At 64.4% G+C, this 26,494-nt stretch carries 29 protein-coding genes and 1 pseudogene; 20 read left to right on the top strand and 10 right to left on the bottom strand.

From position 1 onward, the window contains the following. The 3 genes from FJ425_RS23470 to FJ425_RS23460 form a co-directional block, all read left to right on the top strand. Nucleotides 1–218: DinB family protein (locus tag FJ425_RS23470; RefSeq protein ID WP_281407514.1), on the top strand; the 218-nt coding region annotated here is incomplete at its 5' end. 211 nt (nt 219–429) lie between these two features. Beyond that, nucleotides 430–1,362 carry a hypothetical protein gene (locus FJ425_RS23465; RefSeq protein ID WP_140635796.1) on the top strand — a complete coding sequence of 311 codons (933 nt, stop codon included), beginning with the start codon at nt 430–432 and terminating at the stop codon, nt 1,360–1,362. A 380-nt stretch (nt 1,363–1,742) separates the two neighbouring features. Further along, on the top strand, nt 1,743–2,528 hold the full coding sequence (locus FJ425_RS23460) for a GGDEF domain-containing protein (RefSeq protein WP_140635794.1): 786 nt from the start codon (nt 1,743–1,745) through the stop codon (nt 2,526–2,528). Between the two features lie 8 nt (nt 2,529–2,536). Here FJ425_RS23460 and FJ425_RS23455 read toward each other — a convergent pair whose 3' ends face one another. Beyond that, nucleotides 2,537–2,956: a hypothetical protein gene (locus FJ425_RS23455; RefSeq protein ID WP_140726370.1), complete on the bottom strand. Its 420-nt coding sequence runs from the start codon at nt 2,954–2,956 to the stop codon at nt 2,537–2,539. 242 nt (nt 2,957–3,198) lie between these two features. Here FJ425_RS23455 and FJ425_RS23450 point away from each other — a divergent pair, with 242 nt between their 5' ends. Further along, nucleotides 3,199–4,014: a sterol desaturase family protein gene (locus FJ425_RS23450; protein WP_140635790.1), complete on the top strand. Its 816-nt coding sequence runs from the start codon at nt 3,199–3,201 to the stop codon at nt 4,012–4,014. A 63-nt stretch (nt 4,015–4,077) separates the two neighbouring features. Here FJ425_RS23450 and FJ425_RS23445 read toward each other — a convergent pair whose 3' ends face one another. From FJ425_RS23445 to FJ425_RS31690, 3 genes are all read right to left on the bottom strand, one after another. Beyond that, nucleotides 4,078–4,380, bottom strand: a complete 303-nt coding sequence (locus FJ425_RS23445) for a DUF982 domain-containing protein (RefSeq protein ID WP_140540935.1) — start codon at nt 4,378–4,380, stop codon at nt 4,078–4,080. A 184-nt stretch (nt 4,381–4,564) separates the two neighbouring features. Beyond that, nucleotides 4,565–6,646, bottom strand: a complete 2,082-nt coding sequence (locus FJ425_RS23440; protein WP_140635788.1) for an ATP-dependent helicase — start codon at nt 6,644–6,646, stop codon at nt 4,565–4,567. A 143-nt stretch (nt 6,647–6,789) separates the two neighbouring features. Beyond that, on the bottom strand, nt 6,790–6,957 hold the full coding sequence (locus FJ425_RS31690; protein ID WP_181165039.1) for a hypothetical protein: 168 nt from the start codon (nt 6,955–6,957) through the stop codon (nt 6,790–6,792). Between the two features lie 133 nt (nt 6,958–7,090). Here FJ425_RS31690 and FJ425_RS23435 point away from each other — a divergent pair, with 133 nt between their 5' ends. Further along, complete coding sequence (locus FJ425_RS23435) at nt 7,091–7,273, top strand: hypothetical protein (RefSeq protein WP_140635786.1); 183 nt, start codon at nt 7,091–7,093, stop codon at nt 7,271–7,273. Between the two features lie 393 nt (nt 7,274–7,666). On the opposite strand, the gene FJ425_RS23430 is transcribed toward FJ425_RS23435, so the two are convergent. Beyond that, nucleotides 7,667–8,635 carry a LysR substrate-binding domain-containing protein gene (locus tag FJ425_RS23430; RefSeq protein WP_140726367.1) on the bottom strand — a complete coding sequence of 323 codons (969 nt, stop codon included), beginning with the start codon at nt 8,633–8,635 and terminating at the stop codon, nt 7,667–7,669. Nucleotides 8,636–8,747: 112 nt separating this feature from the next. On the opposite strand from FJ425_RS23430, the gene FJ425_RS23425 reads away from it, so the two are divergent. The 5 genes from FJ425_RS23425 (at nt 8,748) to FJ425_RS23400 (ending at nt 12,022) form a co-directional block, all read left to right on the top strand. Then, complete coding sequence (locus FJ425_RS23425; RefSeq protein ID WP_181165038.1) at nt 8,748–9,575, top strand: hypothetical protein; 828 nt, start codon at nt 8,748–8,750, stop codon at nt 9,573–9,575. Beyond that, nucleotides 9,575–10,693 (top strand): DMT family transporter, encoded by a 1,119-nt coding sequence (locus FJ425_RS23415; RefSeq protein ID WP_140635782.1) that lies wholly within the window; start codon nt 9,575–9,577, stop codon nt 10,691–10,693. Before FJ425_RS23425 ends, FJ425_RS23415 begins: the two co-directional genes overlap by 1 nt. After that, nucleotides 10,674–10,895 carry a hypothetical protein gene (locus FJ425_RS23410; protein WP_246673600.1) on the top strand — a complete coding sequence of 74 codons (222 nt, stop codon included), beginning with the start codon at nt 10,674–10,676 and terminating at the stop codon, nt 10,893–10,895. The genes FJ425_RS23415 and FJ425_RS23410 overlap by 20 nt, the downstream gene beginning before the upstream one ends. Before the next feature lie 356 nt (nt 10,896–11,251). After that, nucleotides 11,252–11,701, top strand: coding sequence for a MucR family transcriptional regulator (locus tag FJ425_RS23405; RefSeq protein ID WP_095767194.1), 450 nt, complete (start codon nt 11,252–11,254; stop codon nt 11,699–11,701). Nucleotides 11,702–11,704: 3 nt separating this feature from the next. Then, nucleotides 11,705–12,022 carry a hypothetical protein gene (locus FJ425_RS23400; RefSeq protein WP_140726364.1) on the top strand — a complete coding sequence of 106 codons (318 nt, stop codon included), beginning with the start codon at nt 11,705–11,707 and terminating at the stop codon, nt 12,020–12,022. A gap of 95 nt (nt 12,023–12,117) precedes the next feature. On the opposite strand, the gene FJ425_RS23395 is transcribed toward FJ425_RS23400, so the two are convergent. From FJ425_RS23395 to FJ425_RS23385, 3 genes are all read right to left on the bottom strand, one after another. Beyond that, a complete protein-coding gene (locus FJ425_RS23395) occupies nt 12,118–12,318 on the bottom strand; it encodes a hypothetical protein (RefSeq protein WP_140635780.1) in 201 nt (66 codons plus the stop codon). Between the two features lie 290 nt (nt 12,319–12,608). Continuing rightward, nucleotides 12,609–13,313 (bottom strand): lysozyme inhibitor LprI family protein, encoded by a 705-nt coding sequence (locus FJ425_RS23390; RefSeq protein ID WP_140726361.1) that lies wholly within the window; start codon nt 13,311–13,313, stop codon nt 12,609–12,611. A gap of 215 nt (nt 13,314–13,528) precedes the next feature. Beyond that, nucleotides 13,529–13,765 (bottom strand): hypothetical protein, encoded by a 237-nt coding sequence (locus FJ425_RS23385; protein ID WP_140540950.1) that lies wholly within the window; start codon nt 13,763–13,765, stop codon nt 13,529–13,531. 136 nt (nt 13,766–13,901) lie between these two features. On the opposite strand from FJ425_RS23385, the gene FJ425_RS23380 reads away from it, so the two are divergent. The 9 genes and pseudogenes from FJ425_RS23380 (at nt 13,902) to FJ425_RS23340 (ending at nt 23,719) form a co-directional block, all read left to right on the top strand. After that, nucleotides 13,902–15,779, top strand: a complete 1,878-nt coding sequence (locus FJ425_RS23380; RefSeq protein WP_140726359.1) for an ABC-F family ATP-binding cassette domain-containing protein — start codon at nt 13,902–13,904, stop codon at nt 15,777–15,779. A gap of 204 nt (nt 15,780–15,983) precedes the next feature. After that, the gene (locus FJ425_RS23375; protein ID WP_140726356.1) at nt 15,984–18,137 is read left to right on the top strand and encodes a molybdopterin oxidoreductase family protein; all 2,154 of its coding nucleotides are present in this window, start codon (nt 15,984–15,986) and stop codon (nt 18,135–18,137) included. Nucleotides 18,138–18,275: 138 nt separating this feature from the next. Continuing rightward, nucleotides 18,276–19,094: pseudogene (speB, locus tag FJ425_RS23370) on the top strand (agmatinase); the annotation flags it as partial. 61 nt (nt 19,095–19,155) lie between these two features. Then, nucleotides 19,156–19,932 carry a 4-hydroxy-tetrahydrodipicolinate reductase gene (gene dapB, locus FJ425_RS23365; protein WP_140726350.1) on the top strand — a complete coding sequence of 259 codons (777 nt, stop codon included), beginning with the start codon at nt 19,156–19,158 and terminating at the stop codon, nt 19,930–19,932. 218 nt (nt 19,933–20,150) lie between these two features. Further along, entirely contained in the window at nt 20,151–21,110 is a 960-nt protein-coding gene (locus FJ425_RS23360; RefSeq protein WP_246676260.1) for an ABC transporter substrate-binding protein, read from the top strand. 160 nt (nt 21,111–21,270) lie between these two features. Then, nucleotides 21,271–22,125, top strand: coding sequence for an ABC transporter ATP-binding protein (locus FJ425_RS23355; protein ID WP_140540962.1), 855 nt, complete (start codon nt 21,271–21,273; stop codon nt 22,123–22,125). A gap of 13 nt (nt 22,126–22,138) precedes the next feature. After that, nucleotides 22,139–23,014 carry an ABC transporter permease gene (locus FJ425_RS23350; RefSeq protein WP_140540964.1) on the top strand — a complete coding sequence of 292 codons (876 nt, stop codon included), beginning with the start codon at nt 22,139–22,141 and terminating at the stop codon, nt 23,012–23,014. A 106-nt stretch (nt 23,015–23,120) separates the two neighbouring features. Further along, nucleotides 23,121–23,411 carry a type II toxin-antitoxin system ParD family antitoxin gene (locus tag FJ425_RS23345; protein WP_140540966.1) on the top strand — a complete coding sequence of 97 codons (291 nt, stop codon included), beginning with the start codon at nt 23,121–23,123 and terminating at the stop codon, nt 23,409–23,411. Then, nucleotides 23,408–23,719 carry a type II toxin-antitoxin system RelE/ParE family toxin gene (locus FJ425_RS23340; RefSeq protein ID WP_140726347.1) on the top strand — a complete coding sequence of 104 codons (312 nt, stop codon included), beginning with the start codon at nt 23,408–23,410 and terminating at the stop codon, nt 23,717–23,719. Before FJ425_RS23345 ends, FJ425_RS23340 begins: the two co-directional genes overlap by 4 nt. Before the next feature lie 9 nt (nt 23,720–23,728). Here the strand turns inward: FJ425_RS23340 and FJ425_RS23335 are convergent, their stop codons facing one another. Both FJ425_RS23335 and FJ425_RS23330 read right to left on the bottom strand, forming a co-directional pair. Next, nucleotides 23,729–25,096: a sensor histidine kinase gene (locus tag FJ425_RS23335; RefSeq protein ID WP_140540970.1), complete on the bottom strand. Its 1,368-nt coding sequence runs from the start codon at nt 25,094–25,096 to the stop codon at nt 23,729–23,731. Next, on the bottom strand, nt 25,093–25,770 hold the full coding sequence (locus FJ425_RS23330; protein ID WP_140726344.1) for a response regulator: 678 nt from the start codon (nt 25,768–25,770) through the stop codon (nt 25,093–25,095). Before FJ425_RS23330 ends, FJ425_RS23335 begins: the two co-directional genes overlap by 4 nt. A 481-nt stretch (nt 25,771–26,251) precedes the next feature. Here FJ425_RS23330 and FJ425_RS23325 point away from each other — a divergent pair, with 481 nt between their 5' ends. Then, the gene (locus tag FJ425_RS23325) at nt 26,252–26,491 is read left to right on the top strand and encodes a DUF680 domain-containing protein (protein WP_095767085.1); all 240 of its coding nucleotides are present in this window, start codon (nt 26,252–26,254) and stop codon (nt 26,489–26,491) included. Nucleotides 26,492–26,494: the final 3 nt, after the last annotated feature.

The following is a 26,494-nucleotide window of genomic DNA, read 5'->3' as shown; positions in this document are numbered from 1 at the left end:
GGATGGGCGACAAGGCGCTCGCCGGCCGTTTCTCCTACATGACCGTCGACATGCGCACCGTCTCGCAGCGCCTTTCGCCGGCGCTCGGCCATTTCTTCAACCACCAGACCCACCATCGCGGCCAGGCGCATATGGTGCTCACGGTGCTCGGCCGGCCCTCGGTGTCGCTCGACCTGGCGCTGTTCCAGCGCTCCGAGGAAGGTCGCGCCTACGCCTGAGCGCTGCATGGTCCAGGCTTTCCGCGGGCCGATCGTCGATCAAACTCAACCATCAAGGAAGACGCGCATATCAGCGAATTTTTCCTTGAAAAAAATGGAACCCTGATCGAGCCCGTTCGTATTCCCTTCATTCCCTCTCGCACAGGCATGCGCACGGACCCGGCAGTCCGGAGATGCAGTGCGAAAAAAAGTGGCAACGAAGGAGAATGCCATGAATGGTATCGTAGAAAAAATCGCCGGCACATTGGTCGGCGGCATCGCCATTCTCGCCGTGCCGGCGAATGCCGCCGGTCTCGATATCGGCTTTGGTATTGGCAACACCGGCGTCGCGGCGGGTAGCCCTGGCGGCGCGAGCACCGGCACGGGCTCCTCGATGGGCGGCTCAACCGGTTTCGGCACGGGCTTTGGCAGCAGCATCGGCGGCGTCGGCGTGGGCGGCACCGGCGGCTTCGACGCCGGCACTACTGGCTCGATCGGCGGCGTCGCGGGCACGACCACCGGCATCGGCACCTCGTTCGGTGCGACCGGCGTTGCCGGCGGCACCGGCACGGTGGGCGGCGGCTTGAACGCCGGCACTAGCGGCTCGATTGGCGGTGCCATGGGCACGACCACCGGCACCCCGTTCGGTGCAACGGGCGGCATCGGTGGCACTGGCACGGTGGGCGGCGCCGGCGGCTTGAGCGCCGGCACCAGCGGCTCGATTGGCGATGCCACGAATACAACCACCGGCACCTCGTTCGGTGCGACGGGCGGCATCGGCGGCACCGGCACGGTGGGCGGCGCCGGCGGCTTGAATGCCGGCACCAGCGGCTCGACTGGTGGTGCTGCGGGTACAACTACCGGCACCTCGTTCGGTGCGACCGGTGGCGTCGTTGGTACCGGCTCTGTGGGTGGCGGCGTTGGCGGCTTGAATGCCGGCACCAGCGGCTCGATTGGTGGTGCCACAGGCACAATCATCACCAATACTGGTACTTCGTTTGGTGCGACGGGCGGCGCCGGCGGCACCGGCACGGTGGGCGGCTCCGGCGGCTTCAACGCCGGCATCGGCGGCTCGGCCGCCGGCTCCACCATGGGTACCGGCAATACGTCGGCCGGTGGCACCGGTGGCACCGTGGGTGGTTTGGGCAGCTCGACCGCCCGTTAAAGGAAAAGACAGAGCCCGCCGTGAGGCGGGCCTGCCGGTTGCTTCGCGTCGTCGGTGCGGGCGCCGGGCTTGCATTGAAAGCCGATATCGTTCTCCCGCTCGACAACCGACCGGTTGCAGCCGGGCAATACTATGCGGCCATCGCTTTGCCCCACGAGGAGCGCCACGCCCATTTTTGCTGACGAGAACTTCCGGCCAGTCGGGAAGCCCGCCGCATCCGTGGTGGGCTTTATGATTGCCTGGAGATCGAGCCGGACCGCATGCCGTTCCACGTTCGACGCTGAGCGAGAAAATTAACCAAACTTCGGGGACGAGGCTTATATTAGCGGTTCGTTTGCCTTCCTCGCGGCATGATGGCCTGACATAACGGGAGCAGAGGCATGCGCATCGATTTGTCCCCGACAAGCTGGGGCAGGGTCGTGGTGGTCACCGCCGCCGGCACCGCCTTTTTCATTGCCGCCGCGTTCTTCGTCGATTCCTTCAATTTCCCCTCGCTGTCGCCACAGGCGCTGCTTTGGGCGCAACTCACGGACCTTTTCCTGCCGCTGATCCTTGGCGGCTCGTTCCTTTTCTTTCTGATGTGGAAGATGCGCCAGCTGGCCATCACGCAGAAGGAACTCGGCGTCATTGCCGCGACCGACAGCCTGACGGCGGTCTTCAATCGCGGTGCCTTCTCGATGCTGGTCGAGGCCTATCTCGAGCGGGCGCGCGGCCAAACGGTCGCCGACGCCGGCGCCTTTCTGATTGTCGATGCCGATCACTTCAAGTCGATCAACGACCGCCTCGGTCACGATTGCGGCGACCAGGCGCTGAGGTTGATCGCCGCGACGATCAAGGGGCAACTGCACGGCGCCGACATTGTCGGACGCATCGGCGGCGAGGAATTCGCGGTCTTCCTGCCCGGCGCCGACGCCGCACGCTCCTTTCTGGTCGCCGAATCCATCAGGCGCCGCATCCGCGAGGCCGAGTTTGCGCCCGGCGGGCGGCCCTGGCCGCTTTCCGTGAGCATCGGCGGCACCGCCTTCAGCGGCCCGACCACTTACCATGACATGTTCCAGGTCGCCGACCGCCATCTCTACAAGGCCAAGTCCAATGGCCGCGACCAGGTGAGCTTCGAGATTCCGCGCGGCGGGCCGGCGAGCGATGCCGCCGGCACGGTCCACTGAATCCGAGGTCAACGGTGGCTGCGGTTGAGCAGCGGCCTGTGCTGGCGGATCAACTGGCGCTCGACATCGAGATAGGGCCTGATCAGGCCCGCCGCGGACGGGATCGGCTCCGGCTGATGCACCACCGCCATCAGCATGCCGTGTTCGGCGAGCAGGTTCAGCCACTTCAGCGCTTCCCATTTGGGCGTCGCGCCGCCGCGGCCCGTGAGGCTGCGATTGATGTAGCCGGGATAGGAAAGCAGGCGCTTGCCCGCCGAGGCGCCGCCGGTGCCGATCCTGACCGCCTTGCCGTCGGCGGTGACCCAGGCATAGACGGCTTCGCCGAGTTCGCAGGCCTTCGGATCGGTTATCGTCACTCGGATCGACGACTTGTCCCGGCCAAGCCGCATTTCGGCCGCCGGCTTGAAACGCTCGCGATCGAGAAACATCCGCCCTCCCGATGCATGTCGCCCGGAAGTGTGCAACGGTTCCGGGACAACGACATGCATCAAAACAAAGACTTAAAGCGCGTCCGCAACTGGCATGGTGAACGGCAACCGTCCGTGTGGTGTTTCACGCAGCCGTCGGAAAGTTTTCACGCGATTTCGCAGCGCCGCGTATGCCAGCAACGGTCCGTTCATTCTTTGGCGGCTAGTGTCGGAGACTGGCCTCAGCCGATCCGCGAGCGACCGTGTTGGATCTCATCGACTACAAGGCGGTGCTGGTCATCGCCCTCATCTTCATTCCGCTCGAGCAGCTCCTGCCGCTGCATGCCGAGCAATCGGCCGCGCGCCGGCATTGGCTGAACGACGTCTTCTATCTGCTCTTCAACGGCATCGTCATCAAGTTCGGCCTGTTGCTGGTGATCGGCGCTGCGATGCTGGTGGTCCCGCGTGTCGTTCCCGAGGCACTTTCGGCCGCCGTCCAGTCGCAGCCTTTATGGCTGCAGACGATCGAGGCCCTGCTCATTGCCGATATAGGCTTCTACATTGCCCATCGCGCCTTTCACGCGGTGCCGTTTCTGTGGCGTTTTCACGCCATCCATCACTCGATCGAGGAGATGGACTGGCTGGCCGGCCACCGCGTGCACCCGGTGGACCAGATCCTGACCAAGTCGGCTTCGTTCCTGCCGCTCTTCGCCCTGGGTTTTTCCGGCGAAGCAGTTCTCATCTACGTGCTGATCTATCATTGGCAGTCGGTGTTCATTCACTCCAACACCCGCATCAAGTTCGGGCCGCTGAGATGGCTCATTGCCTCGCCGCAGTTTCATCACTGGCATCATGCCAACGAACGCCAGGCCTATGACAAGAACTTCGCCGGACAGTTGCCCGTCCTCGATCTGATCGGCGGCACCTTGTTCATGCCGCAGCATATGCCGGAAAAATACGGCACCGATGAGCCGGTGCCGCAGCTCTATCACCAGCAGCTCGTCTATCCCTTCGTCGCGGCGGCCGAGCCGGTCGCGCCGATCGCAGAAGCCTCGCCGGCGGCCGCCAAGCCGGAATGACGGCACGGAAAAACCCGCCACCGAGGGCGGGCTTTCCGGGAGGGCGGTCTTCTGTCGTAAAATTCAGGCGGCGAAGCCGCCATAGCCGCGCGCCACCGGCTTGACCGAGACGACCGGCTGCTCCGAAGGCCACAAGATGCCTGCCGTCACCGCGAAGGTGATCAGCGCATCGCGCGCGGCCTCGACCGGGATTTCTCCACTCCGCGCGGCCTCGCAGGCCTTCACCGCGGCGCCATAGCTGAGGCGGCGGCGCGACGGCGGGAACTCGGTCAGGAAGTCATGCATCTCGAACAGCGAGGCGATCATGCGCTTGTGGCCGGCGCCGACGCTGAGGGCGACCGGAGTGAAGAACGTCCTGTCGTGCATTTGGACCTCGTCAATTGGCTGCGGAGGCGGCGAGCCTCCCTGGCTGGGGAAGGACGCCACACAACGCGGCTTGCGGCGGGAGGTTCCACGCATGCCGCTGTTTTCTCAAGGATGGCGTGCCCCCGCTGAACGCGGAGGCAAATCGGACCCTTCGCCTTGCAGTCGGCTGGAACGGCCAGGCGGCCTATCTCCACATGCCGCGCATGCGGGCGCCGAGATCGACCTTGACGCCCGGCCGCTGGCGCGGGTCGTCCTTGAGCGCGGCGCTCGCCCAGGACGACTGCTCGAAGGCCGAAAGCATCGAGGCCGGGATGAAGCGCGTGCGCGAGGCATAGACGTGGCGGTCGCCGCGCGCCGCCTGGTTGTGCGGATAAAAGCGCTGCGGCACGACGAGATGCAGGCTGTCCTTGGCCCGGGTCATCGCCACATAGAGCAGGCGCCGCTCCTCCTCGATGTCCTCCTTGGTGCCGACGCCGAGATCGGCCGGGATGCAGCCGTCGACGGTGTTGAGCACGAAGACGTTCTTCCATTCCTGGCCCTTGGCCGAATGGATCGTCGACAGGATGAGATAATCCTCGTCGCGATGCGGCGGGCCGGCCTGGTCGCTTGTGGCGTCGGGCGGATCGAGGGTGAGCTCGGTCAGGAAGCGCTCGCGCGACGGATAGGTCGATGCGATCTGCTCAAGCTGGAGGAGGTCGGCCCGGCGCGTGATCGCGTCCTCATGGATGCGCTCCAGATGCGGCTCGTACCACAGCCTGATCCGCTCGAGATCGGCCGGCCATTTGGCGCCGGCGCGTAAGCCGCCATAGATGTCGAGGAAGACCGGCCAGTCCTGGGCGGCGCGCTGCGGCGGCCGGAACCGGGCGAGGCCCAGCGTCTCGTCCAGCGACGTCGCCATGGCGTCGACGATCTGCGAGGCGGCGGACGGGCCGATGCCCGGCATAAGCTGCAGCACGCGAAAACCGGCGACGCGGTCGCGCGGGTTCTCGGCAAAGCGCAGCATCGCCAGCATGTCCTTGACATGCGCGGCATCGAGGAATTTCAGCCCGCCGAACTTGACGAAGGGGATGTTGCGGCGCGTCAGCTCAACCTCCAGCGGTCCGCTATGGCTCGATGTGCGGAACAGCACCGCCTGCGCCTTCAGCGCCGTGCCGGCCTCGCGCTCGGCCAGAATCGCCTGGCACACATAGTTGGCCTGCTCGGCCTCGTCGCGCACGCTGACCAGTTGCGGCTTGTGCGACGACCGGCGCTCGGTCCACAGGTTCTTGGTGAAGCGCTCGCTGGCCTCGCCGATCACCGTGTTGGCGGCGGCCAGGATCGTCTCGGTCGAGCGGTAGTTGCGCTCCAGCATGATGACCGCGGCTGCTTGCGCGAACTGCTTTGGGAAATCGAGGATGTTGCGCACTTCCGCCGCGCGGAAGGAATAGATCGACTGCGCGTCGTCGCCCACCACGGTCAGCCCGGCGCCGTCCGGCTTCAGCGCCAGAAGGATCGAGGCCTGCAGCCGGTTGGTGTCCTGGTATTCGTCGACCAGCACATGATCGAAGCGGCCGCCGAGATGCGCCGCGATCTCCGGCTCGGCCGCCATCTGCGCCCAGTAGAGCAGCAGGTCGTCGTAATCGAGAACGTTCTGCGTCTGCTTGGCCTCCACGTAGGCCGCGAACAGCTCCTTCAGCTGGTCCGCCCATGCCGCGCACCATGGGAAGGCGGAGCCCAGCACCTCACCGAGCGGCACCTGCGCATTCACCGCCCGGGAATAGATCTGCAGGCAGGTGCCTTTGGTGGGAAAGCGGCTTTCGGTCTTGGAGAATCCCAGCTCGTGCCGCGCAAGGTTCATCAGGTCGGCGGAATCCTCGCGGTCATGGATGGTGAAGGCCGGGTCGAGGCCGATCTGCTCGGCATAGTCGCGCAGCAGTCGCGCGCCGATGCCATGAAACGTGCCGGCCCAGGCCAGCGCGTCGGCGATGATTGCCGCGTCGCGCCCCAGCACCTCGCCGGCAATGCGCTCGACGCGCTTGGCCATCTCGGCCGCCGCGCGGCGCGAGAAGGTCATCAACAGAATGCGGCGCGGATCGGCGCCCTTGACGATGAGATGGGCGACGCGATGCGCCAGGGTGTTGGTCTTGCCGGAGCCGGCGCCGGCGATCACCAGCAGCGGCGCAGCCACCTTGCCGTCGCCATGCATCACCGCCAGCCGCTGCTCGTCGTTCAGCCGGCCAAGATAGGCGGGCGCCTCGAAGGACGAATCACGAGCGGCGATGTTCATCGCCCATCAAGCATCGTTTCTGCTTTGTTCGCAATAACTTCCTCGGCCCGCGCGAGGGGGGAAGAGGTGGCCGCGAAGCGGCCGGACAGGGCTGCGAGGCATCCACGCTTCACCGGAAGGGCTATTCCCATCCGAAAGAGCCGCTACCGCTTCGGCTCGACCCCCATCGCCGCCGACTGGCGCCGCAAATTGCGCCTCTCGTCGCCCGGCATATCCAGCGGCGCGACGTCTCCAGGCACCTCGTCGATGATCCTCACGGCAACGCGATACGCGGTGTAGGCAAAAAGGCCGGCAAGCAGAAGGCGGACCATAATCAGTTTCCTCGTTGCGTTCGATTGGCTCGGGATTCCAACCGGACTCGGATCGGTTGGTTCCGCCGGTCAACGCAACCAAACCGCCACCGCCCCGTTTGCCCCTCAAAGGAGCGAACGAGAGGAGGTCGTCATGACGAAGCTTCCTGTGCTGCTGGCTCTTGCGGCAGGGCTCGTGCTCGCCGCCTGCGACAACAGCGTGCCGCCCACCAAGGCGCCGGGCGATGAAGTCAACCAGAACCCTAAGGTCGACAAGAACCCTGTGCCGAAATCGACCACCGGCGGCGATCAGCCGGGCACCCCGCCGAAGCAATAGCGCCAGGGCCGGCCGTCGGGCCGAAACGAAGAAGGCCGGCGCTGCTTGGGAGGAAGCTGGGTAGCGCCGGCCAAGCGGGAAAATCAGGCCCGCGCACAACACAAGATAGCTGAGTCTCCGCTTCGCGTCATGGTGCGATCACGCTAGCCGGCTATGCAGCGCCGAAGAAATCACCGGAAAATCCTGAAATTCTGCCGAGGTCCGCCTTCGCGGGCATTTGGACGTCGCGTTTTGGCGACGGAGCTTCGCTCCTGCTCCGCCCTGGAATGACGATCGCGATGGGCGTTTCGGCCAATCTCCAACGCATGCCACCTGCCAACGCAAACAGAGCCGACCCGGTCAAGATCCCTGTGCAGTGCCATTAGGAAGACTTGCGTCTCGGCGTCGTAACCTTCACGCCATCGCCACGCGCCGCACTGGCACGCTCTCGATCTCGACGTCCAGCTGGCGCTGCGTCAGCGCCGCTTCGGCCATGATCCACTGCTTGAACAACTGCACCTTGCGCGCGCCCAGCGCCTTGATCGGGCTGACGAGATACCAGCCCGCCGTGTTGGGGTGGTGGACCGCGAAGGGGGCCACCAGCCGTTCGGCGTGGATGTCGCTTGCCATATAGGCGCGGTTGGCGACGGCAAAGCCCATGCCGGCATTGGCCGCCTCGTAGGACATCATGCAGCTGTCGAAATAAACGCTCCTGGTTTCGCCAAGCACGAAGCTCGCGCCGGCAAAGCCCAGCCACGACTGCCAGTTTTGCGTGCAGGTTTCGGAGTGCAGCAGTGTGAAGTAGCGCAGGTCTTCCGGCGTCACCTTCGACAGCGGCTTGTCGCCCAGCACTTCGTGGAAGAGCGTGCGGCTGCAGACCGGCGTCAGGTCTTCCTTGAACAGCAGCTCCGAGGCGAGGCCGGGGAAATTGCCGTCGCCATATCGGATTTCGAGATCGTATTCCGAGGTCGAGAATTCATGCGTGGCGTAGGAGGTCGCCACCCGCATCTCGATGTCGGGATATTGCCGCTGGAAGGCCGTCAGCCTGGGAAACAGCCAGCGCGCGGCAAAGGTCGGCAGCACGCAGATCCGCAGCACATGCGCCTGCGACTGGCCGGTAGCCTCCATGCTGGCCGACACGATCCGCTCCAGCGCCTCGCGCACGCGCGCTACATAGGTCTCGCCCTCCGGCGTCAGCGACACGGCATTGCCGCCGCGCTCGAAGATCTTGAAGCGAAGCTGATCCTCCAGGCTCTTGACGCGCTGGCTGACGGCGGAAGCGGTGATGAACTGCTCTTCGCCGGCGCGCGTGAAATTCCTGTGCCTCGCGGCGCTCTCCACGATTTTCAGCGAATTGAGATTGACCTGACTGAGCAGTCGCACGGGGTTTCGACCTTAAGCTGCGCTTACGCTACCATCAGCATTCCTAAATTTACAGGGGTAAACGTTTAAATGACTGCTAACCAAGTGTTGCCCCCATCTTGGAGAAAGTAGAATGAACGCCCATACAATTCCCGAACTGCGCTGCGCAATGAGCCGCGAGGCGATCATTGGTCATGAGACCTCCTGGAAAGTGTCGGGCTTCGGCGTCGCCCAGTATCGTCACGGTTACGACCCCGCTCTGCTAGCCGCCATCGAGGAAGCCGCCCTGAAGCTGAAGGCCAGCCATGCCGTGCACAAGCACCTCGACCTCACCTTCATCACTGGTGCCGACCGCTATATTCCGGAGATCAAGGAGCTCTTGCACGACAAGCTGCGCCTGGAAAGACTGTCCGACATGATGGGAACCAGGCTCGAGCCCTATCCGCTGTCGATCGTCGGCTCGACCGTCACCTTCATGAACCCAAGGGATGGCGCGGTCGAATGGCATTGCGACGGTGTTCCGGTGACGGAGCTCATTCCGCTGTCGATCAGCGATCCTCTCATCGGCGGTCATCTGGAAATCTACTGCGACGATTCCGAGACCGGCCGCTCGATTCTCGAATCCGGCCGCGAGCTGCCGCGCAACAAGATCATGCGCATCGACCACAAGATGAACTACGCCACGCTCGGCCAGTTCCTCGGCGTGCTCCACCGCACCGCGCCGATCCAGCTCGGCGAGCGCGTCACGCTGGTGCTCAACCAGCGCTCGGCCGCCAAACCCTATGTCGACGACAACCGCATGTTCTACCTCGCCGCCGACAACGACCATGACCGTGCCTGGGTGAACGAGCTGGCCGAGGATGTCTGGACCAACCAACTGCCCGCCTACCGCCGCCATGCCGAGGAACATCCCGTGCCGCAGCCCGAGGCGGTTTCCGGCGGGGCGAGGGAGTCTTGGTAATGACCGACGATCCGGTCGAGTGTCAGCCGCCTTCAGTGTCGCTGAGCCTCGGGCCGGTCGGGCCGGAAAGCCAAAGCCGTTCCGGCGCCCTCGGCGCGGCGCTTGCCTTCGCCCTCGGCGCCGTGGCGCTGTGGGCGACCAACGCCCTGGTCGGCAAGACTTTGCTTGCCGTCTATCCGGTGTCGCAGGTGCAGTTCCTGCAATTTTGCGGCGCGGCGATGGTTTTCGCGCTGATCCGGCTGACGAGCCCTTCTCCTTCCCCCCTTGTGGGGGAAGGTGGATCGGCGCGCAGCGCCGAGACGGATGAGGGGTGTTCCAGCGAAGTGAGACGTCGGCGTTCCCTGGAACACCCCTCATCCGACCTCGCTACGCGAGGCCACCTTCTCCCACAAGGGGAGAAGGGAAATGCCGCGCTCGCCTATCTCGTTGGCTTCGTCGGCCTGGTTGGCACCATGGTCCTGCAATATATCGGCTTCGCCTCGGCGCCGGTCATCGAGGCGAACCTTGTCGCCTATACTTGGCCGCTGATGACCGCCGCGGCGGTCATCCTGCTTGGCAGGCCGCGCCGTCCGCTGTTGCTCGGGCTGGCGGCGGCGCTTGGTTTCGTCGGCGTGGCGCTGGTGATCTCCGGGGGGCGCGCGCATTTTTGGTCCAACAGGGCATGGTTCGAAGGCGGCAGCCTCGTCGGCTATCTCGCCGCTTTCGGCTCCGCGCTCTGCATGGCCTTCTACTCGCTCGCTGTCGGCCGTCTCGCGGTGTCGCCCGAGCGGCTGCTCCTGCCTTCGGCGCTGATCGGTGTCGCGCTCACCTTTGCCTGGAGCCTGCATGATGGCGTCGTGCGCCCGAGTGGCGCGCATCTTCTGCTCGGCCTCTATCTCGGCGCCGGCCCGATGGGGCTCGGCTATTATTTCTGGTCGCGCGCGGCAAAGCTCGACCATGGCGGCAGGATAGCGGTCGTCGCCTATCTGACGCCGATCGCTTCCACGTTTCTGCTGACGCTCTCGGGCGAAAGCCTGTCGATGACGGCGGTTGCCGGCGCCGTCCTCGTCATTGGCAGCTGCCTTGCTGTCGGCATCGAAGGTACGGAGAGCAGGCACAATGTCCAAAATGGCCGTTGACGAGGACGAACGCCGCGCCAGGCAGGAGGCGCACTGGCTGGTCAGGGAGTTTGGCGCGGAGGCGCCGCTCTATGCGGCCATGAAGGCCGAAAAGGCCATCGAGCAGAAGGACTTTGGCCGCTGCGCGCGCTGGAAGCGCGTGCTGGAGATCCTCGCGGAGAGGCCGCCTGCCGAGCTCAGGCGTGGTGTCGCCGCCGGATGAGCGATTTGCCATGGAGTGGCCGAATCGCGCATCGTCGAGCATCCGGCGGGCGGGTTGCCGTTGCCGTACTGGAACTTGGCCTGAACTTCGATTTTTCAGCAACTCCTACCGTAGGTTGAAGTGCTATAGCCCTTTTTACGCATCCAGGCGGGCAGCCGGTGCTATAAAGCGTTCGCTATAGCTATTAGAATTCCTAACTTGCGCGTTTCCAGTCCATGTAGAAACATCGCCCGGTATTGAGTCTGGTAGCTTTACTGACTCTGGACGGTCCGTTGGGGGACAGGTCCAATTCGATACACCGACGAAAGTCTTAAAAAAAGAGCTGGCGATTTGAGGGCCAGCAGAAGGTGAAAAAATTGTCCAACATCGACGACAAGACTGCAATCGAACTGACCGCCGACATTGTCTCGGCCTATGTCGGCAACAATCCGCTCCCTGCCTCCGGCCTGCCCGATCTGATCGCCAGCGTCAGCGCGTCGGTGCGCAGGCTCGCCACCGGCAGCGTTGTCAAGGAGGCGGTGGCGCAGACGCCCGCGGTCAACCCGAAGCGCTCGGTTTTCCCCGACCACATCGTGTGCCTGGAGGACGGAAAGAAGTTCAAGTCGTTGAAGCGTCACCTCGCGACCGATCATAACCTGACGCCGGACGAATACCGTGCGAAATGGGGCCTGCCCGCCGACTATCCGATGGTGGCGCCGAGCTACTCGGCCACCCGCTCGGCGTTGGCCAAATCCTCCGGCCTCGGCCGCAAGCCGGCCGGCGGCGACGCGGCCAGGAGCAAGGGCAAGCGTAAGGCCAAGGCCTGAGGCATGTTGCCCGCAACAGATGATGTCGCGCCATGGCTATGGCGCGACCATCTGGCCGACCTTGACGCGTTGCGCCGCGAGATCGCCGCGCAGTGCTCAGTGGATGCGGCTGATGGCGTCAAGGCGCGGCGCATCCTGTTTTCGCTGGGCAGGCCGTCCGGCGACCTGCTTGCGGCGCTGGACGCGCTCGACCGGTTCGAGCGCGCCATCGTCGAATGCGACGCTCCGCCGGCAATCGAGGCGCACAGGCTGGAATGTCTCGCCGTCCTTGAGCAATTCCAGGAAAAGTGTGAGCAGTTAGGCTCGGCGACTTCGCCGTAGCCTTTCCGCCCGGAATTGCGTCAAAACAAGGAGATAGAGCGATTTACCGTTTCCTTGAAACGGTAAAACGCTCTGGACCGCCTTACGGCAGGCGCTCAGCCGCGGACCTGAGGCGGATCCGCCGGCCGGACCCGCTTGGGGTCCTGCTCGTTGGCCAGGCTTTCCGCCTCGACCGCCGTCATCTCAAGAAGATAGACGAGCATGTTGTAGCGCGTGCGCGAGAGCATTTTCGCCAGCTTGCGCGTGATTTCCGCGACATATCGCAACGTGCGTGGATCGTTGATCGCCGCGCCCATCGTGAGCTCCTAATGCCAGAGCCAAGTTTTCTTGGACCAAGTTATCGTTGGCGCCAACTCACGACTCACGGCGCATCGGCAAGGTCGCAGGTTTGCGATAAAAACTGAAATCAATTTTTGATAAGCATCATGCTTGGGTCAGAAGATTTTGCTGCCTTTTTTGGTGGTATCGTCTCTTGCTGCATCAATATTGAGCACGAGGCAAACTTGCGGTTGTCTTCTTGCGACGGGTTGATCTTTCTCCGGGAATGTTGATCGCCATGGCAGGCAGGAGCGACGTCGGGTGCGGCTTAGTTCTTGTAGGCGGAACAAAAGTCGGGCGGGTTGTCATTGCCGATCATGGCGCAGCCGCGCTTGATCTCGTCGATCATCATGCCGCACGCGTTCTGCCCGTTGCAGGGCGGATTGGTCGCCGGCGACACCTGGACGCATTGCGAGACATACTGGTCCGACTTCGCCTTTCCCGCGGATTGCACGCATGGCCGCGTGTCGTTCCGGCTTGCCTGTCCAGGGGTGGGTTTCGCAGGCGCGGTGCCAGCCGTCGCAGGCGCGGCGCCGCTTTGCGGCACGCAGGAGAGGTCGCCTTCGGGACATTGCAACTGGTGCTGCAACTGCGCCAGCCGCGCCTTGGTCAAGTCCTGCTTGCAGGTCTCGACGAGGGTCGCATAAACCGAGCCACCGGCATAGGGCTGGGTGCGGAAGGCGCATTCCTTGTCGCGGAATGCGATCCAGGCGCGCTGCGCCTCGCGCAGGCGCTTCAGGTCGGCGGGAGCCAGACGTCCCGCCAGCCCCTTATAGACTGCATTGAGCCCCGCGTCCGCCGAAGCGGCATTCGCGGCCGTGCAGGTCGCAAGGTCGGCCTGCGTCTTCGCTGCCGCGCAGTCGATGGTTGCCGCACCGGCCGCGGGGGTGGTGGGAAGCATGGTCAGCCCGGCGACGATTGCGAAAATCGCGAGCGCCAGCGAGGCCGAAAGGAGCGAGGTCTTGGCTGACATCTGATCTGTCCTCTGCTTGAACCGAACCCCGCCGCTCGCGCCAGCATAGGTTGAGACAACAGCGGCGATCAACGCCAAACCTGTGACGTGGCAAGCAAAGTGTGACCGGTGATTGGCGAAAGCGGAGGAACGAACAATCTTTCCTTGAGGGGGAGACAGCCCGGCAGGGTAGAGGCGGCGTGTCCGCCAGCCTCTTCGTCAATCATAGGCGAAGCCTAGGATGCTTGTCCGGAATCGATTTGTATCAACAGGTGTTCCGGCTCCCGCGCCTCCAGCCGGTTCGCAATCTTGGCCGCTTGGGGAGAGGTTGGTTGGCCCTGCGGCCCGCTCGCGGGCTCAGCGGCGAGAGCAATGTGAGCGGTCTCGTCTTCGAACAGAACCACCTGCGTCGCCAGCGCGGTCGTCGTGGCGACCTGGAAGAAGATGAAGGCCAGGGCGAGATAGCGGATCACGGGCGTCCAAACGCTTCGGCCGGCAACTGGTTCCAGTCCTTCGAGTTTTTTGCTGAACGGCCAAAGACAGCGAGCGGCGGATCTCATCCGGGCCCTGGCTCTTGCGAAGCGCCGATCTCCCGTGCAAAAGCCCGCCATGCTTATCATCAACGACCTTACGCTGCGCATGGCGGGGCGGCTGCTTCTCGATCATGCTTCATTGACCTTGCCGGCCGGCACCAAGGCCGGCCTTGTCGGCCGCAATGGCACCGGCAAGACCACGCTGTTCAAGGCGATCACCGGCGATTTCCCTTCGGAGACCGGTTCGATCAGCCTGCCGAAAAGCACCCGCATCGGCCAGGTGGCGCAGGAAGCGCCCGGCACCGAGGAGCCGCTGATCGACATCGTGCTCAAGGCCGATATTGAGCGCACGGCGCTGCTTGAAGAGGAAAAGACGGCGACCGACGCGCACCGCATTGCCGACATCCACATGCGGCTGGCCGACATCGACGCCCACTCGGCCGAGTCCCGCGCGGCCACCATCCTTGCCGGCCTCGGCTTCGACGACGCGGCGCAGCGCCGCCCGGCTTCCTCCTTCTCGGGCGGCTGGCGCATGCGCGTGGCTTTGGCCGCGGTGCTGTTTTCCGAGCCTGACCTTCTGCTGCTCGACGAGCCGACCAATTATCTCGACCTCGAAGGCACGCTTTGGCTGGAGAATTACGTCTCGAAATATCCGCACACGGTTCTGCTGATCTCCCACGACCGTGACCTGCTCAATCGCGCCGTCAACTCCATCGTCCACCTCGATCAGAAGAAGCTGACCTTCTGGCGCGGCGGCTACGACCAGTTCGAGCGCCAGTACACCGAGCAAAAGGAACAGCAGGAAAAGGGCCGCATCAAGCAGGAAGCTGCCCGCAAGCATATGGAATCCTTCGTCGAGCGTTTTCGCGCCAAGGCCTCCAAGGCCAGGCAGGCGCAGTCGCGCATCAAGGCGCTGGAAAAGATGAAGCCGATCGCTGCGATCGTGAACGACACGGTGCGGCCATTCTCGTTTCCGGAGCCGGTCAAGACGGTGGCATCGCCGATCGTTGCGCTCAACAACGTCAGTGTCGGTTATACGCCCGGTGAGCCGATCCTGAAGAAGATGACCTTACGCATCGATGCCGATGACCGCATCGCGCTGCTCGGCGCCAACGGCAACGGCAAGTCGACCTTCGCCAAGCTTCTGTCCGGCCGGCTGAAGCAGGAGGCCGGCACGATGACGGTGGCGCCTGGGCTGAAGGTGGCGATCTTTGCCCAACACCAGCTCGACGATCTCAGGCCTGAGGAAAACGCCTACGAACATGTTCGCAGGCTGATGCCGGAGGCGCCGGAATCGAAGGTGCGCGGCCGTGTCGCCCAGTTTGGGCTTACCACCGAGAAGATGAACACCGCCGCCAAGGATCTGTCCGGCGGCGAGAAGGCGCGGCTGTTGATGGGGTTGTCGGCCTTCGAGGGGCCGAACCTGTTCATCCTCGACGAGCCCACCAATCACCTCGACATCGACAGCCGTGAATCGCTGATCCATGCGCTGAACGACTTTCCGGGCGCCGTGATCCTGATCTCGCACGATCGGCACCTGCTCGAGGCGACGGCCGACCGGCTTTGGCTGGTCAAGGACGGCGCGGTCAATCCCTATGACGGCGACCTGGAGGATTATAAGACGCTGGTCACCGGCGTTTCCGCCAACCGCCGTGAGCAGAAGGAGGCGGACAAGGCGTCCAAGGCCGATCGCCGCCGCGAGGCGGCCCAGCGCCGTGCGGCACTGGAGCCTTTAGCCAACGAAATCCGCGCCACCGAGGCGCTGATGGACCGCATCCGCAAGCGCATCGACCTGATCGAGGACGAGCTTGCCAATCCGGCGGTCTACGAAAAAGACCCCTCGACCGCGACGCAGCTGGCCAAGGAGCGCTCGCAACTGGCGCAGACGCTGGCGCAAAACGAGGACAAGTGGCTGACGATGTCGGCGGAATACGAGGAAGGGATCGCGGAGTAGCGCGATTCCACCTTCTCCCCTTGTGGGAGAAGGTGGCCGCGAAGCGGCCGGATGGGGGGTGCTCCAGGGAAAGCCGACGCCTCACTCCGCTGGAACACCCCTCATCCGTCTCGGCGCTACGCCGATCCCCCTTCTCCCGCAAGGGGAGAAGGGGGAGCTCATCTGGCCCTACACCTCGTCCCTAAAACCCGCTACACACCTCGCATGAACCAGCACGCCAAGCTCCGGATCGGCCATTCGGCCTGTCCGCATGATTGCCCCTCCACCTGCGCCCTCGAAGTCGAGCTGCTCGATGACAACCGCATCGGCCGCGTCCACGGCGCCAAGGCGAACAGCTATACGGCGGGTGTCGTCTGCGCCAAGGTCGCGCGCTATGCCGACCGCGTCCACCATCCCGATCGGCTGCTGAAACCGCTGGTGCGCGCCGGCGCCAAGGGCGAGGCCGCCTGGAAAGAAGCGAGCTGGGAAGCAGCCCTCGACCTCGTGGCGGAAAAATTCATCGCAGCCGAGGCGAAATACGGCTCGGAAACCGTCTGGCCCTATTTCTATGCCGGCACGATGGGGCTGGTGCAGCGCGACGGCATCCAGCGGCTGCGCCACGCCAAGAAATACTCCGGCTTTTTCGGCTCGATCTGCACCAATCTCGCCTGGACTGGCTGGATGATGGGGGCGGGCGCGCTGCGCGGGCCCGATCCGCGCGAGATGGCGAAGGCCGACTGCGTGGTGATCTGGGGCACCAACGCCGTGGTCACCCAAGTCAACGTGATGACCCATGCGACCAGGGCGCGCAAGGAGCGTGGGGCCAAGATCGTCGTCATCGACATCTACGACAACGCCACCATGAAGCAGGCCGATCTCGGCCTGGTGCTGAAGCCCGGCACCGACGGCGCGCTCGCCTGCGCGGTCATGCATGTGCTGTTCCGCGACGGGCTGGCCGACCGCGCCTATCTCGGGAAATACACTGACGATCCGCGAGGGTTGGAAGAGCATCTGCGGACGCGCACGCCCGAATGGGCGGCCGCCATTACCGGGCTATCCGTCGCCGAGATCGAGGCATTCGCCCGGCTCGTCGGCACAACCAAGAAGACCTATTTCCGCCTTGGCTACGGCTTCGCACGCCAGCGCAACGGCGCCGTCAACATGCATGCCGTCTCCTGCATCGCCGCCGTTACCGGCGCCTGGCAGTATGAGGGCGGCGGCGCCTTCCACTCCAACTCCGGCATCTTCCAGCTGAACCAGGACGTGCTGGAAGGCACCGCGATGCGCGATCCGAAGGTGCGCTATCTCGATCATTCGCGCATCGGCCCGGTGCTGACCGGTGCCGCCGACGCGCTCTATGGCGGCCCGCCGGTGACGGCGATGCTGATCCAGAACACCAATCCGGCCAATGTCGCGCCGGAGCAGCGGCTGGTGAGAAAGGGTTTTCTGCGCGAGGATCTGTTCACCTGCGTGCATGAGCAGTTCATGACCGACACGGCTAAGCTCGCCGACGTCGTGCTGCCGGCGACGATGTTCCTGGAGCATGACGACATCTACAAAGGTGGCGGCAATCAGCACATCACGCTCGGCCCCAAGCTGATCGAGCCGCCGGAAGGGCCGCGAACCAACCACTATGTCAATGAGGAGCTCGCCAAGCGGCTCGGCGTCGGCGACCGTCCGGGCTTCGGCCTGACCGAGCGCGAGCATATCGACATCATCCTCGGCAAGCGCGGGCTCGGCAGCTTCGACAGCCTGAAGGCTGAGAAATGGGTCGACCTGCAGCCCGGCTTCGACGACGCGCATTTCATCAACGGCTTCGGCCATGCCGACAAGAAATTCCACTTCCGGCCCAACTGGACAGGGCAGTCGGCGCCCAACCGGCCGCCGAAAAGCATGGGTCTGTTCGGCCCGGTGGGACGGCTGCCGGAATTCCCTGACCATGTCGAGCTGATCGAGGTCGCGGACGAGGAGCATCCGTTCCGGCTGGCGACCTCGCCGGCGCGCAATTTTTTGAACTCGACTTTTGCCGAGACGCCGGTGTCGAAGGCCAGGGAGGGCCGGCCCGAATTATTGCTCCATCCCGAAGACGCCGCGGCGCTCGGCATCGAGAATGGCGGCCGCGTCGAAGTCGGCAACCGGCGCGGCGACGTGGTGCTGCACGCAAAATTCTTCGACGGCGTGAAGCGCGGCGTGGTGATCGCCGAAGGCATCTGGCCGAACAGTGCGCATGAGCGCGGCGAAGGCATCAACGTGCTGACCGGCGCCGATGCTCCGGCGCCCTATGGCGGCGCCGCCGTCCACGACAACAAGGTGTGGCTGCGGAAAGCTGAAGAGTTCGGCGATAGATCAGGATGGCGTTTCGTTGAATTGCCATCCTGATCTAACTCCTTGTGGAGCATGATCTTCTCCGAAAACTGGTTCCCACTTTTCGGGTCATGCTCTAGCTTCCCATCTGGCCCAAGCGCCTCTCGTCGCGCCTGCCAGCTCCGGCGTCTATAGAGGCCCTTTGTCTCGGCAACGAGGGAGGATGTCATGGCCAAGGTCTCGCTTCTGGGCGTTCCGCACGACGAGAATTCGTCCTATCTGCGCGGGCCGGCCGAGGCGCCGTCGCTGATCCGGCGCGAGCTTCACAGCGATGCCTACACGTCATGGTCGGAAACAGGCTTCGATCTGACGGACCGCTTCGTCGATCATGGCGATATCGATTTCAGGCAAGGCGGCGATGCGTGGGAGCGGATCGAGAACGAGGTCGACCGCGCGCTCGACGCCGGTCACCCGTTGATCTCGCTCGGCGGCGATCATGCGATCTCCTGGCCCATACTGCGTGGCGTTCGCCGCCGCCATCAGAGCCTGACGATCGTTCATATCGACGCGCATCCGGACATCTATCATGCCTATGACGACAATCCGCGTTCGCACACCTCGCCCTTTGCCCGCATCATGGAGGAGAAGCTGGCCGACCGGCTGATCCAGATCGGCCTGCGCACCGTCAACGATCACCATCGCGACCAGTTCAAGCGCTTCGGCGTCGAGGTGGTGGAGATGCGGCAGTTCAAGGAAGGTTTGCAGCTCGACCTCAAGACACCTGTCTACATCTCGATGGACATCGACGCTCTCGATCCGGCCTTCGCTCCCGGCATTTCCCACCGTGAGCCGGGCGGCTTCACCACCCGTCAGGTGATCGGCCTGATCCAGGCAATAGACCAAAGAATAGTCGCCGCCGACGTCGTCGAATACAATCCGCGCCAGGATGTTTCCAATGTGACGGCACTGGTCGCCGCCAAGCTGGTCAAGGAGATCGCCGGCATGATGCTGAAGACCAGCGCTGCGGTTTGAATCAATTTGCCAAGGCGGCGTGCTAGAGGATTGTTCCGACTCAGTTTTCGACAGGATCGCCATGCCGCAGCCGCTCAGGATAGCCATCGCCGGCGCGCTCGGTCGCATGGGCCGGCAGATGGCGCAAACCGTCGCGGCCGATCCGCGGCTGCAGCTCGTCGCGCGCTTCCATCGGCCGGGCAGCATGGGCGAGGGGCTGGTCGAACGCGACGAGGCGCTGGCGCTTGCCGATGTGGTCGTCGACTTCACCACGCCCACAGCTTCCGCCGAACTGGCCAAGGCCTGCGCGGCGCGAGGCGGTCCGGCGCTGGTCATTGGCTCGACCGGTTTCAGCGCCTCGGAACTGGCGGCGATTGCCGACGCCGCGAAGAAGGTCGCCATCGTCCGCTCAGGCAGCTATTCGCTCGGGCTCAACATGCTGACCGGCCTCACCGAGCAGGCGGCGCGGGCGCTTGCCGCCGACGACTGCGACATCGAAATTTTTGAAGCGCATCATCGCATGAAGGTCGATGCGCCGTCCGGGACGGCGCTGATGCTCGGCGGGGCGGCCGCGCGAGGACGTGGCGTCGTGTTGGACGATGTGGCGAGACGCGCCCGCGATGGCCTGGTTGGCCCGCGCCCAATGGGCGACATCGACTTTGCCGTGCTGCGCGGCGGCAGCATCGTCGGCGAGCACAGCGTCAGCTTCCTGAGCGACGGCGAGACGCTCACGCTTTCGCATGCCGCCGGCGACCGCTTGATGTTCGCGCGCGGCGCCATCGCGGCTGCGCTCTGGGTCGCCGGACGGCCGCCCGGCGAATACGTCATGCGCGATGTGCTGGGCTTCACTGCCTCGTGACCGGAAACCCCGCCGGACTCCATTCCATGGCTGCTAATACGGCTGAAAGCCAGCTGAAAGCTTGGCCATGCCATGACAGTTTTGTGGCGGTCGCCACATGAACGGCCTGGGAGCGGCCGGCAGGAGGAATGCGGCGCGGCGCGCCGCCCAGTGGAGGAAGACTAGTGACCCGTTTCATCTCTAAACGCGCCCTGCGTTCAGTGGCGCTGACGCTTGCCATGGTTGGCGCTGGCGCATCGACGGCATCGGCAGCCGATAAGATCACCATCATCGTCGGCGGCATGGAAAAGCAGATCTATCTGCCGGCCGTGCTCACCCAGCAACTCGGCTACTTCAAGGATGAGGGGCTGGACGTGGAGTTGGTGAACTCCCGCGCGGGCGTCGAGGCCGAGAATGAGTTGCTGGCCGGCGCCGTGCAAGGCGTCGTCGGCTTCTACGATCACACCGTCGACCTGCAGTCGAAGGGCAAATACATCCAGTCGATCGTGCAGTTCAGCCAGGCGCCGGGCGAGGTCGAACTGGTCTCGGCCAAGCATCCCGAGATCAAGTCGCCGGCCGATTTCAAGGGCGCGACGCTGGGCGTCACCGGCCTCGGCTCTTCGACTGATTTCCTGACCCAGTATCTCGCGGTTCGCAGCGGCCTGAAGCCGGGCGACTACACGCTGCTTCCCGTCGGCGCCGGCAATACTTTCATCGCCGCCGTCAAGCAGGACCAGATCCAGGCCGGCATGACCACCGAGCCGACCATCGCTAAGCTGCTCCAGACCGGCGAGGCGAAGGTCCTGGTCGACATGCGCACGCCCGAAAAGACCAAGGAAGCGCTGGGCGGCGACTATCCCGCGGCCTCCTTCTACGTCCAGTCTAGCTGGCTCGACGGCCACAAGGACGAGGCGCAGAAGCTCGCCAACGCTTTCGTCAAAACGATGAAGTTCATCGCCGGCCATTCGGCCGAGGAGATCGCAGACAAGATGCCGAAGGACTATTACGCCGGCAGCAAGGACCTTTACGTGCAGGGCCTTGCCGGCGGCAAGGCGATGTTCACGCCGGATGGTCGCATGCCGGCCGATGGACCGCAGACCGTGCTGAAGGTTCTGTCGACCTTCTCGAAGAGCCTGCAGGGCAAGCAGATCGACCTGTCGAAGACCTATACCACCGAGTTCGTCGACGCGGCGAAGTAAGCGCCGGCAGGCAAGGGCGGACGGACCCCGTCCGCCCTTGAAAAGCAAGAGCTTGCGTCGGCCGCCTGAATCAATTCGGCGGCCGTGTTTCCGGATGCCGGCGAGCAGGCCCGCGGGCCCGGATCGCGCCATCCCCGCACCACCACAACAGGAGTGTGCCATGCAATCGCAGACCATCGCGGCGGAGAAACTGTCTCCCGCCGCGCCGCCGGCCGACGCCGCGATAGCCATCGACGATGTGACGCTGCGCTTCGTCACGCCTGACGGCCACATGATGACGGCGATCCGCGATTTCACCATGACGGTGGCGCGCGGCGAGTTCGCCTGTGTCGTCGGACCGACCGGCTGCGGCAAGTCGACGACGCTCAACCTCGTCACCGGCCTGTTGCGTCCGACCACCGGCAATGTCCGTGTCATGGGCAATCCGGTCACCGACATCAGCCGCGACATCGGCTTCGTCTTCCAGGCCGACGCGCTGTTTCCGTGGCGCAGCGTCATCGACAATGTCGCCGCCGGTCCGCTCTTCCGCGGCACGCCGAAGAAAGAAGCCTATGAGAAGGCGCGCGACTGGATCGGCCGGGTCGGCCTTTCGCGGTTCGAGAAGCACTATCCGCACCAGCTTTCGGGCGGCATGCGCAAGCGTGCGGCGCTTGCCCAGACCTTCATCAACCAGCCCAAGATCCTGCTGATGGACGAGCCCTTCAGCGCGCTCGACATGCAGACCCGCACGGCAATGCAGGACGAATTGCTGGACCTCTGGTCTGGGCTGAAATCATCCGTCGTCTTCGTCACGCACGATCTGGAGGAAGCGGTGGCGCTGGCCGACAAGGTCTATGTGCTCACCGCCGGTCCGGGCACGGTGAAGAGCGTCTACCGCATCGACCTGCCGCGCCCGCGCGTCATGTCCGACATTCGCTACGACCCGAAATTCATCGAGATTGCCAAGGTGATCTGGAACGATCTGCGTGAGGAAGTGCAGCTCGGCCAAAGCCGTGGCTTGCAAGCGAGCCATTGAAAGGAGACTTGCCATGACCGCCATCTCTCCAACCGATCACGCCGCAGCCCGCGCCACCTCGATCGTCGCCGCGGAAGCGCAGGCGAGGGCACGGCTGCGCAAGCGCCATGCTCTGGTCATCGGCCTGCGCCTCGCGATCCTCGTCGTCTTCCTCGGCCTTTGGGAACTCTGCGCCGACTACAACATCATCGACCCGTTCTTCTTCTCCAGCCCGTCGGGCATCTGGGAACAGATCTGGTCCTGGATCACCGAGGGCACCTCGCAGGGACCGCTCTGGCTGCAGATCTATGTGACGCTGGAGGAAACCTTCCTCGGCTTCGCCATCGGCGCGGTCGGCGGCATCGTGGCGGGCATCATCCTTGGCCGCAACAAGCTGCTGGCCGATGTGTTCTCGATCTACATCAAGATCGCGAACTCCGTGCCGCGCGTGGTGCTCGGCTCGGTGTTCATCATCGCGCTCGGGTTGGGCATGGCTTCCAAAGTGGCGCTGGCCGTTGTCATGGTGTTCTTCGTCGTCTTCGCCAACGCCTTCCAGGGCGTGCGCGAGGCCGACAGGGCGATGATTGCCAACGCCCAGATCCTCGGCGCCTCGCCGTTCCAGATCACCCGCTCGGTCATCATCCCTTCGGCGATGAGCTGGATCCTCGCCAGCCTGCATGTCTCGTTCGGTTTCGCGCTGGTCGGCGCGGTCGTCGGCGAGTTTCTCGGCGCCAAGCAGGGCATGGGCCTTTTGATCTCCACCGCGCAGGGCGCCTTCAACGCCAATGGCGTCTTCGCCGCCATGATCATCCTGGCGGTGATGGCGCTGGTGGTGGAGTTCATCATCACCCGCTTCGAAAACTATGTGGTAAAGTGGCGCCCGGCGCCGTTCAACGAACAGGGGGCGTGAGCGATCACCGCACATCATGTGTCGACGCTTGGTGTGCGGCTTTCCCCCAAGGTGTGTGACAAAGTCATGCGCTGGTGCTATATTAAGGGCCATTGAGGAGACGGTCATGCGAAACTCCCAGCCCCTGACGATCACTCTGCCGCTCGAGATGGCGCAGATGGTGAAAGACAAGGTTGCCTCGGGCGAATACGCCACCGAGAGCGAGGTCATCCGTGATGGCCTGCGTACGTTGGCTGCCCGTGACGCGGCGATTGAACGCTGGCTGCGCGAGGAAGTCGTGCCGACGATGCAGGATGCACGCGCCCACCCTGAGAGGCTGTTGACGGCCGAACAGCTGCGCCGCAATCTCTCCGAGCACATCAACGCGATCGTCGCCAAGCCGCGCTCCGGTGCATGAAATATCAGGTCAGGTTCCATGCTGCCGCCGAGCGAGACATTGCCGAGTTGCTGAGCGAGCTCGCGCCAAAGGCTGGCGTGGCAACCGCTTTGCGTTTTGTAGGGCGCATTGTCGACTATTGCCTCGACTTTGAGACTTTTCCGGAGCGGGGCACGCGCCATGACGAAATCGCACCTGGTTTACGCACCGTAGGATGGCGCCGACGCGCGACGATCGCGTTCGAAATCGTGGATGACAAAGTGGTCATCCTCCGGATTTTTTATGCGGGTCGTACGCTCGAATTGCCGGACGAAGAGTCCGAACTTTGACGTAAGCCTTTAAGCCAGGGGCAGCCGGACCTCGACTTTGAGCCCGCCCGCGGCGGCGTCGCCCAGCGTGACGCTGCCGCCGGCATTCTCGACCACCTCGCGCACGATCGCCAGGCCGAGCCCGCTGCCTTCCTCTGCCGAGCCGGTGAGGCGGTAGAAGCGTTCGAAGACGTGCTCCCGCTCCTCGGCCGGAATGCCGGGGCCGGTATCGGCCACCGTCAGCACGCCCTCGCGATCGACCATCGCCAGCCTGACAGTCACCGCGCCGCCAGCCGGCGTGTAGCGCAGCGCGTTGTCGACCAGGTTGACGATCATCTCGCGCAGCATCGTGCCGTCGCCGATCACCGCCACCGGTCCGTTCTCCTCGAGGCCGAGGTCGATGTCGCGCTTGATCGCAGCCGGCGCCTGCGCTTCCAGCACATGGCGGGCGGCTTCGGTGAGGTCGATGCGATCGGCACGCGGCCGCCGGCTGCCGGGTTCGGCGCGCGAGAGTGTGAGCAATTGTTCAGCGAGCCGCGCCAGCCTGCCGGAACTCGCTTGCAACGCGACCAGCGCCTCCTGGCGCCGGTCGGACGCGGTTTCGCGCAAGGCATAGCTTGCCTGCGTCGACAACAGCGCCAGCGGCGTGCGCAACTGGTGCGCGGCATTGGCGATGAAGCGTCGCTGCGCCGCCATTTGCGCCCGCACGCGCTCCATATAGGCGTTGAGCGCCTCGATCAGCGGCCGGATCTCGCTCTGCGCGCCCGGGACCTCGACCGGATCGAGATCGCTGCGGCTTCGCGAGCGCACGGCGTCGCGCAGCCGGATCAGCGGCGCCAGGCCGCGGCGCAGGCCAAGCAGCACGAACACGCCGGCAATGGCCACCAAGGCAAGCTGCTGGGCGAAGGCGCTGAGCCACAGGCGCTTGACCATGGCGTCATGTCCGGCGAGCGTGACGCCGACCGTGACCTTGATCGGCGAATCGGTGCCGGCGCCGATCACGGCATGGCTGAGCGTTGCCAGGCGCAGCCGGTGATCGCGGTAGGCGGCCTCGACGCTGCCGCGCTCCGGCGCCTCGGGCAGGTCCGGATAGCCGCTCAGCAGCCGCCCGCCGGCGGTCTCGACGCGATAATAGACGCTGTCGCGGTCGCCGGTGTCGAACATCTCGATCGCCGCCGGCGGCACGGTGGCGTCGAGCGCGCCGTCGGCCATCGCCACCTGCTCGGCGATGGCGCGTGCCGAGCCGACCAGCATGCGGTCGGTGACGAGGTCCGCCGTCGCCAGTGCATTGCGCTGGCTGGTCCACAGATTGATGGCGGCGAGCCCAGCCAGCGGCAGCACCACCCAGGCCAGCAACTGCAGGCGAAGGCTGCCGAACCGGAGCCTGTCGATTTTCATGGCGCCGGATCGTCGTGGCGCAACAGGTAGCCCAGGCCGCGCAAGGTGGCGATCTGGACGCGCGATCCCTCGAGCTTCTTGCGCAGCCTGTGCACATAGATCTCGATGGCGCTGGGGTCGGCGTCGGTGTCGAAGTCGTAGATCGCAGTCGAGAGCGCCGCCTTGCTCACCGTGCGACCGGCCTTGACGACGAGCTGCTCCAACACCGCGTGCTCACGCGGCGTCAGCGACAGCGTCGCGCCGGCAAGCGAGAACAGCCTGGTGTTGGTGTCAAAAGTGAGATCGCCGCAGGCAACGACCGGCGCGGTGCGGTCGTTGGCGCGGCGCAGCTGCACGCGGATGCGCGCTTCCAGCTCCTCGATCTGAAATGGTTTCGCCAGATAGTCGTCGGCGCCTTCGTTGAGGCCCTTGACCCGGCCGTCAAGGCTGGCATTGGCGGTAAGCACGATAACCGGCACCGGGTTGCCGCGTGCCCGCAGCCTTTTCAGCACCTCCATACCGCCCATGCCGGGCAGGGCAAGGTCGAGGATGATCAAAGCGTGATCCCCGGCGGCTAAAGCATGCTCGACATCCTCGCCGTCATGCACGACGTCGACGACATAGCTCGCCTGGCGCAGCGTCTTGCTCAGCCAATCGGCCAGTTCGCGATTGTCCTCGACAAGCAGCAGCCGCATCGTTGTCGCTGTTCCTCCCAACGGCGTCGACCTTCGCCAAGGGGCGACGGGCGGCGTCCAAATTGGTTCCCGAGGCAACCGATAGTATCGATCCGCCCGCAAGGCAAACGTGGTTTCTCGACGGCCGCCACCCCGGTCGTGGTGTCTGCTCAGCCACCTGTTCGGTCGCGCAAGTGATAAAACCGAACCGTTCGGTTCAATTAATGTTGACGGTTCGTATAGCCAGGATGAACACCGGCACCTGCTATCCAGGTGCCGCATCGCGCGACGATCCCCGTAACCGATTGATATCAAATGACAAGAATGTGGCCGCCGCGTCGTTCACTCGATTTCAAGATCGAACCGAACGGTTCGGTTCACAACTTTTCGTGATTGGAAATGGCAACAGGGCCGACCCATTTCGGGGTGGTCCGAGCGACGCGAATTTCCATTACGGCACGCCACTAGACGGACACGACTTTTGAAATCTGGAGTATCTGAAATGAACAAGATTGCTTTTGCCGCCGCTGCTTTCCTCATTGCCACGGGCAGCGCTTTCGCCGGCAGCGACCATTACGGTTCCGACAACGTCAACCAGCCGGCCGTAACGGCCCCCGCGGGCAACGTCGACAACACGGTCACCGGTTCGATCCGCAAGCTCGACAAGTTCGAGCAGCGCGAGTTCCACATCACACCTGATCAGAACCAGCCGCAGTCGGGCCAAGGCATCTGGGGCCGCTAACCG

This window comes from Mesorhizobium sp. B2-7-2 (assembly GCF_006440775.1).
In the GTDB taxonomy this organism is placed as follows: Bacteria; Pseudomonadota; Alphaproteobacteria; order Rhizobiales; family Rhizobiaceae; genus Mesorhizobium.
The sequence above is the reverse complement of the archived record's forward strand: the minus strand, read 5'-3'. Positions and strand labels throughout refer to the sequence as shown.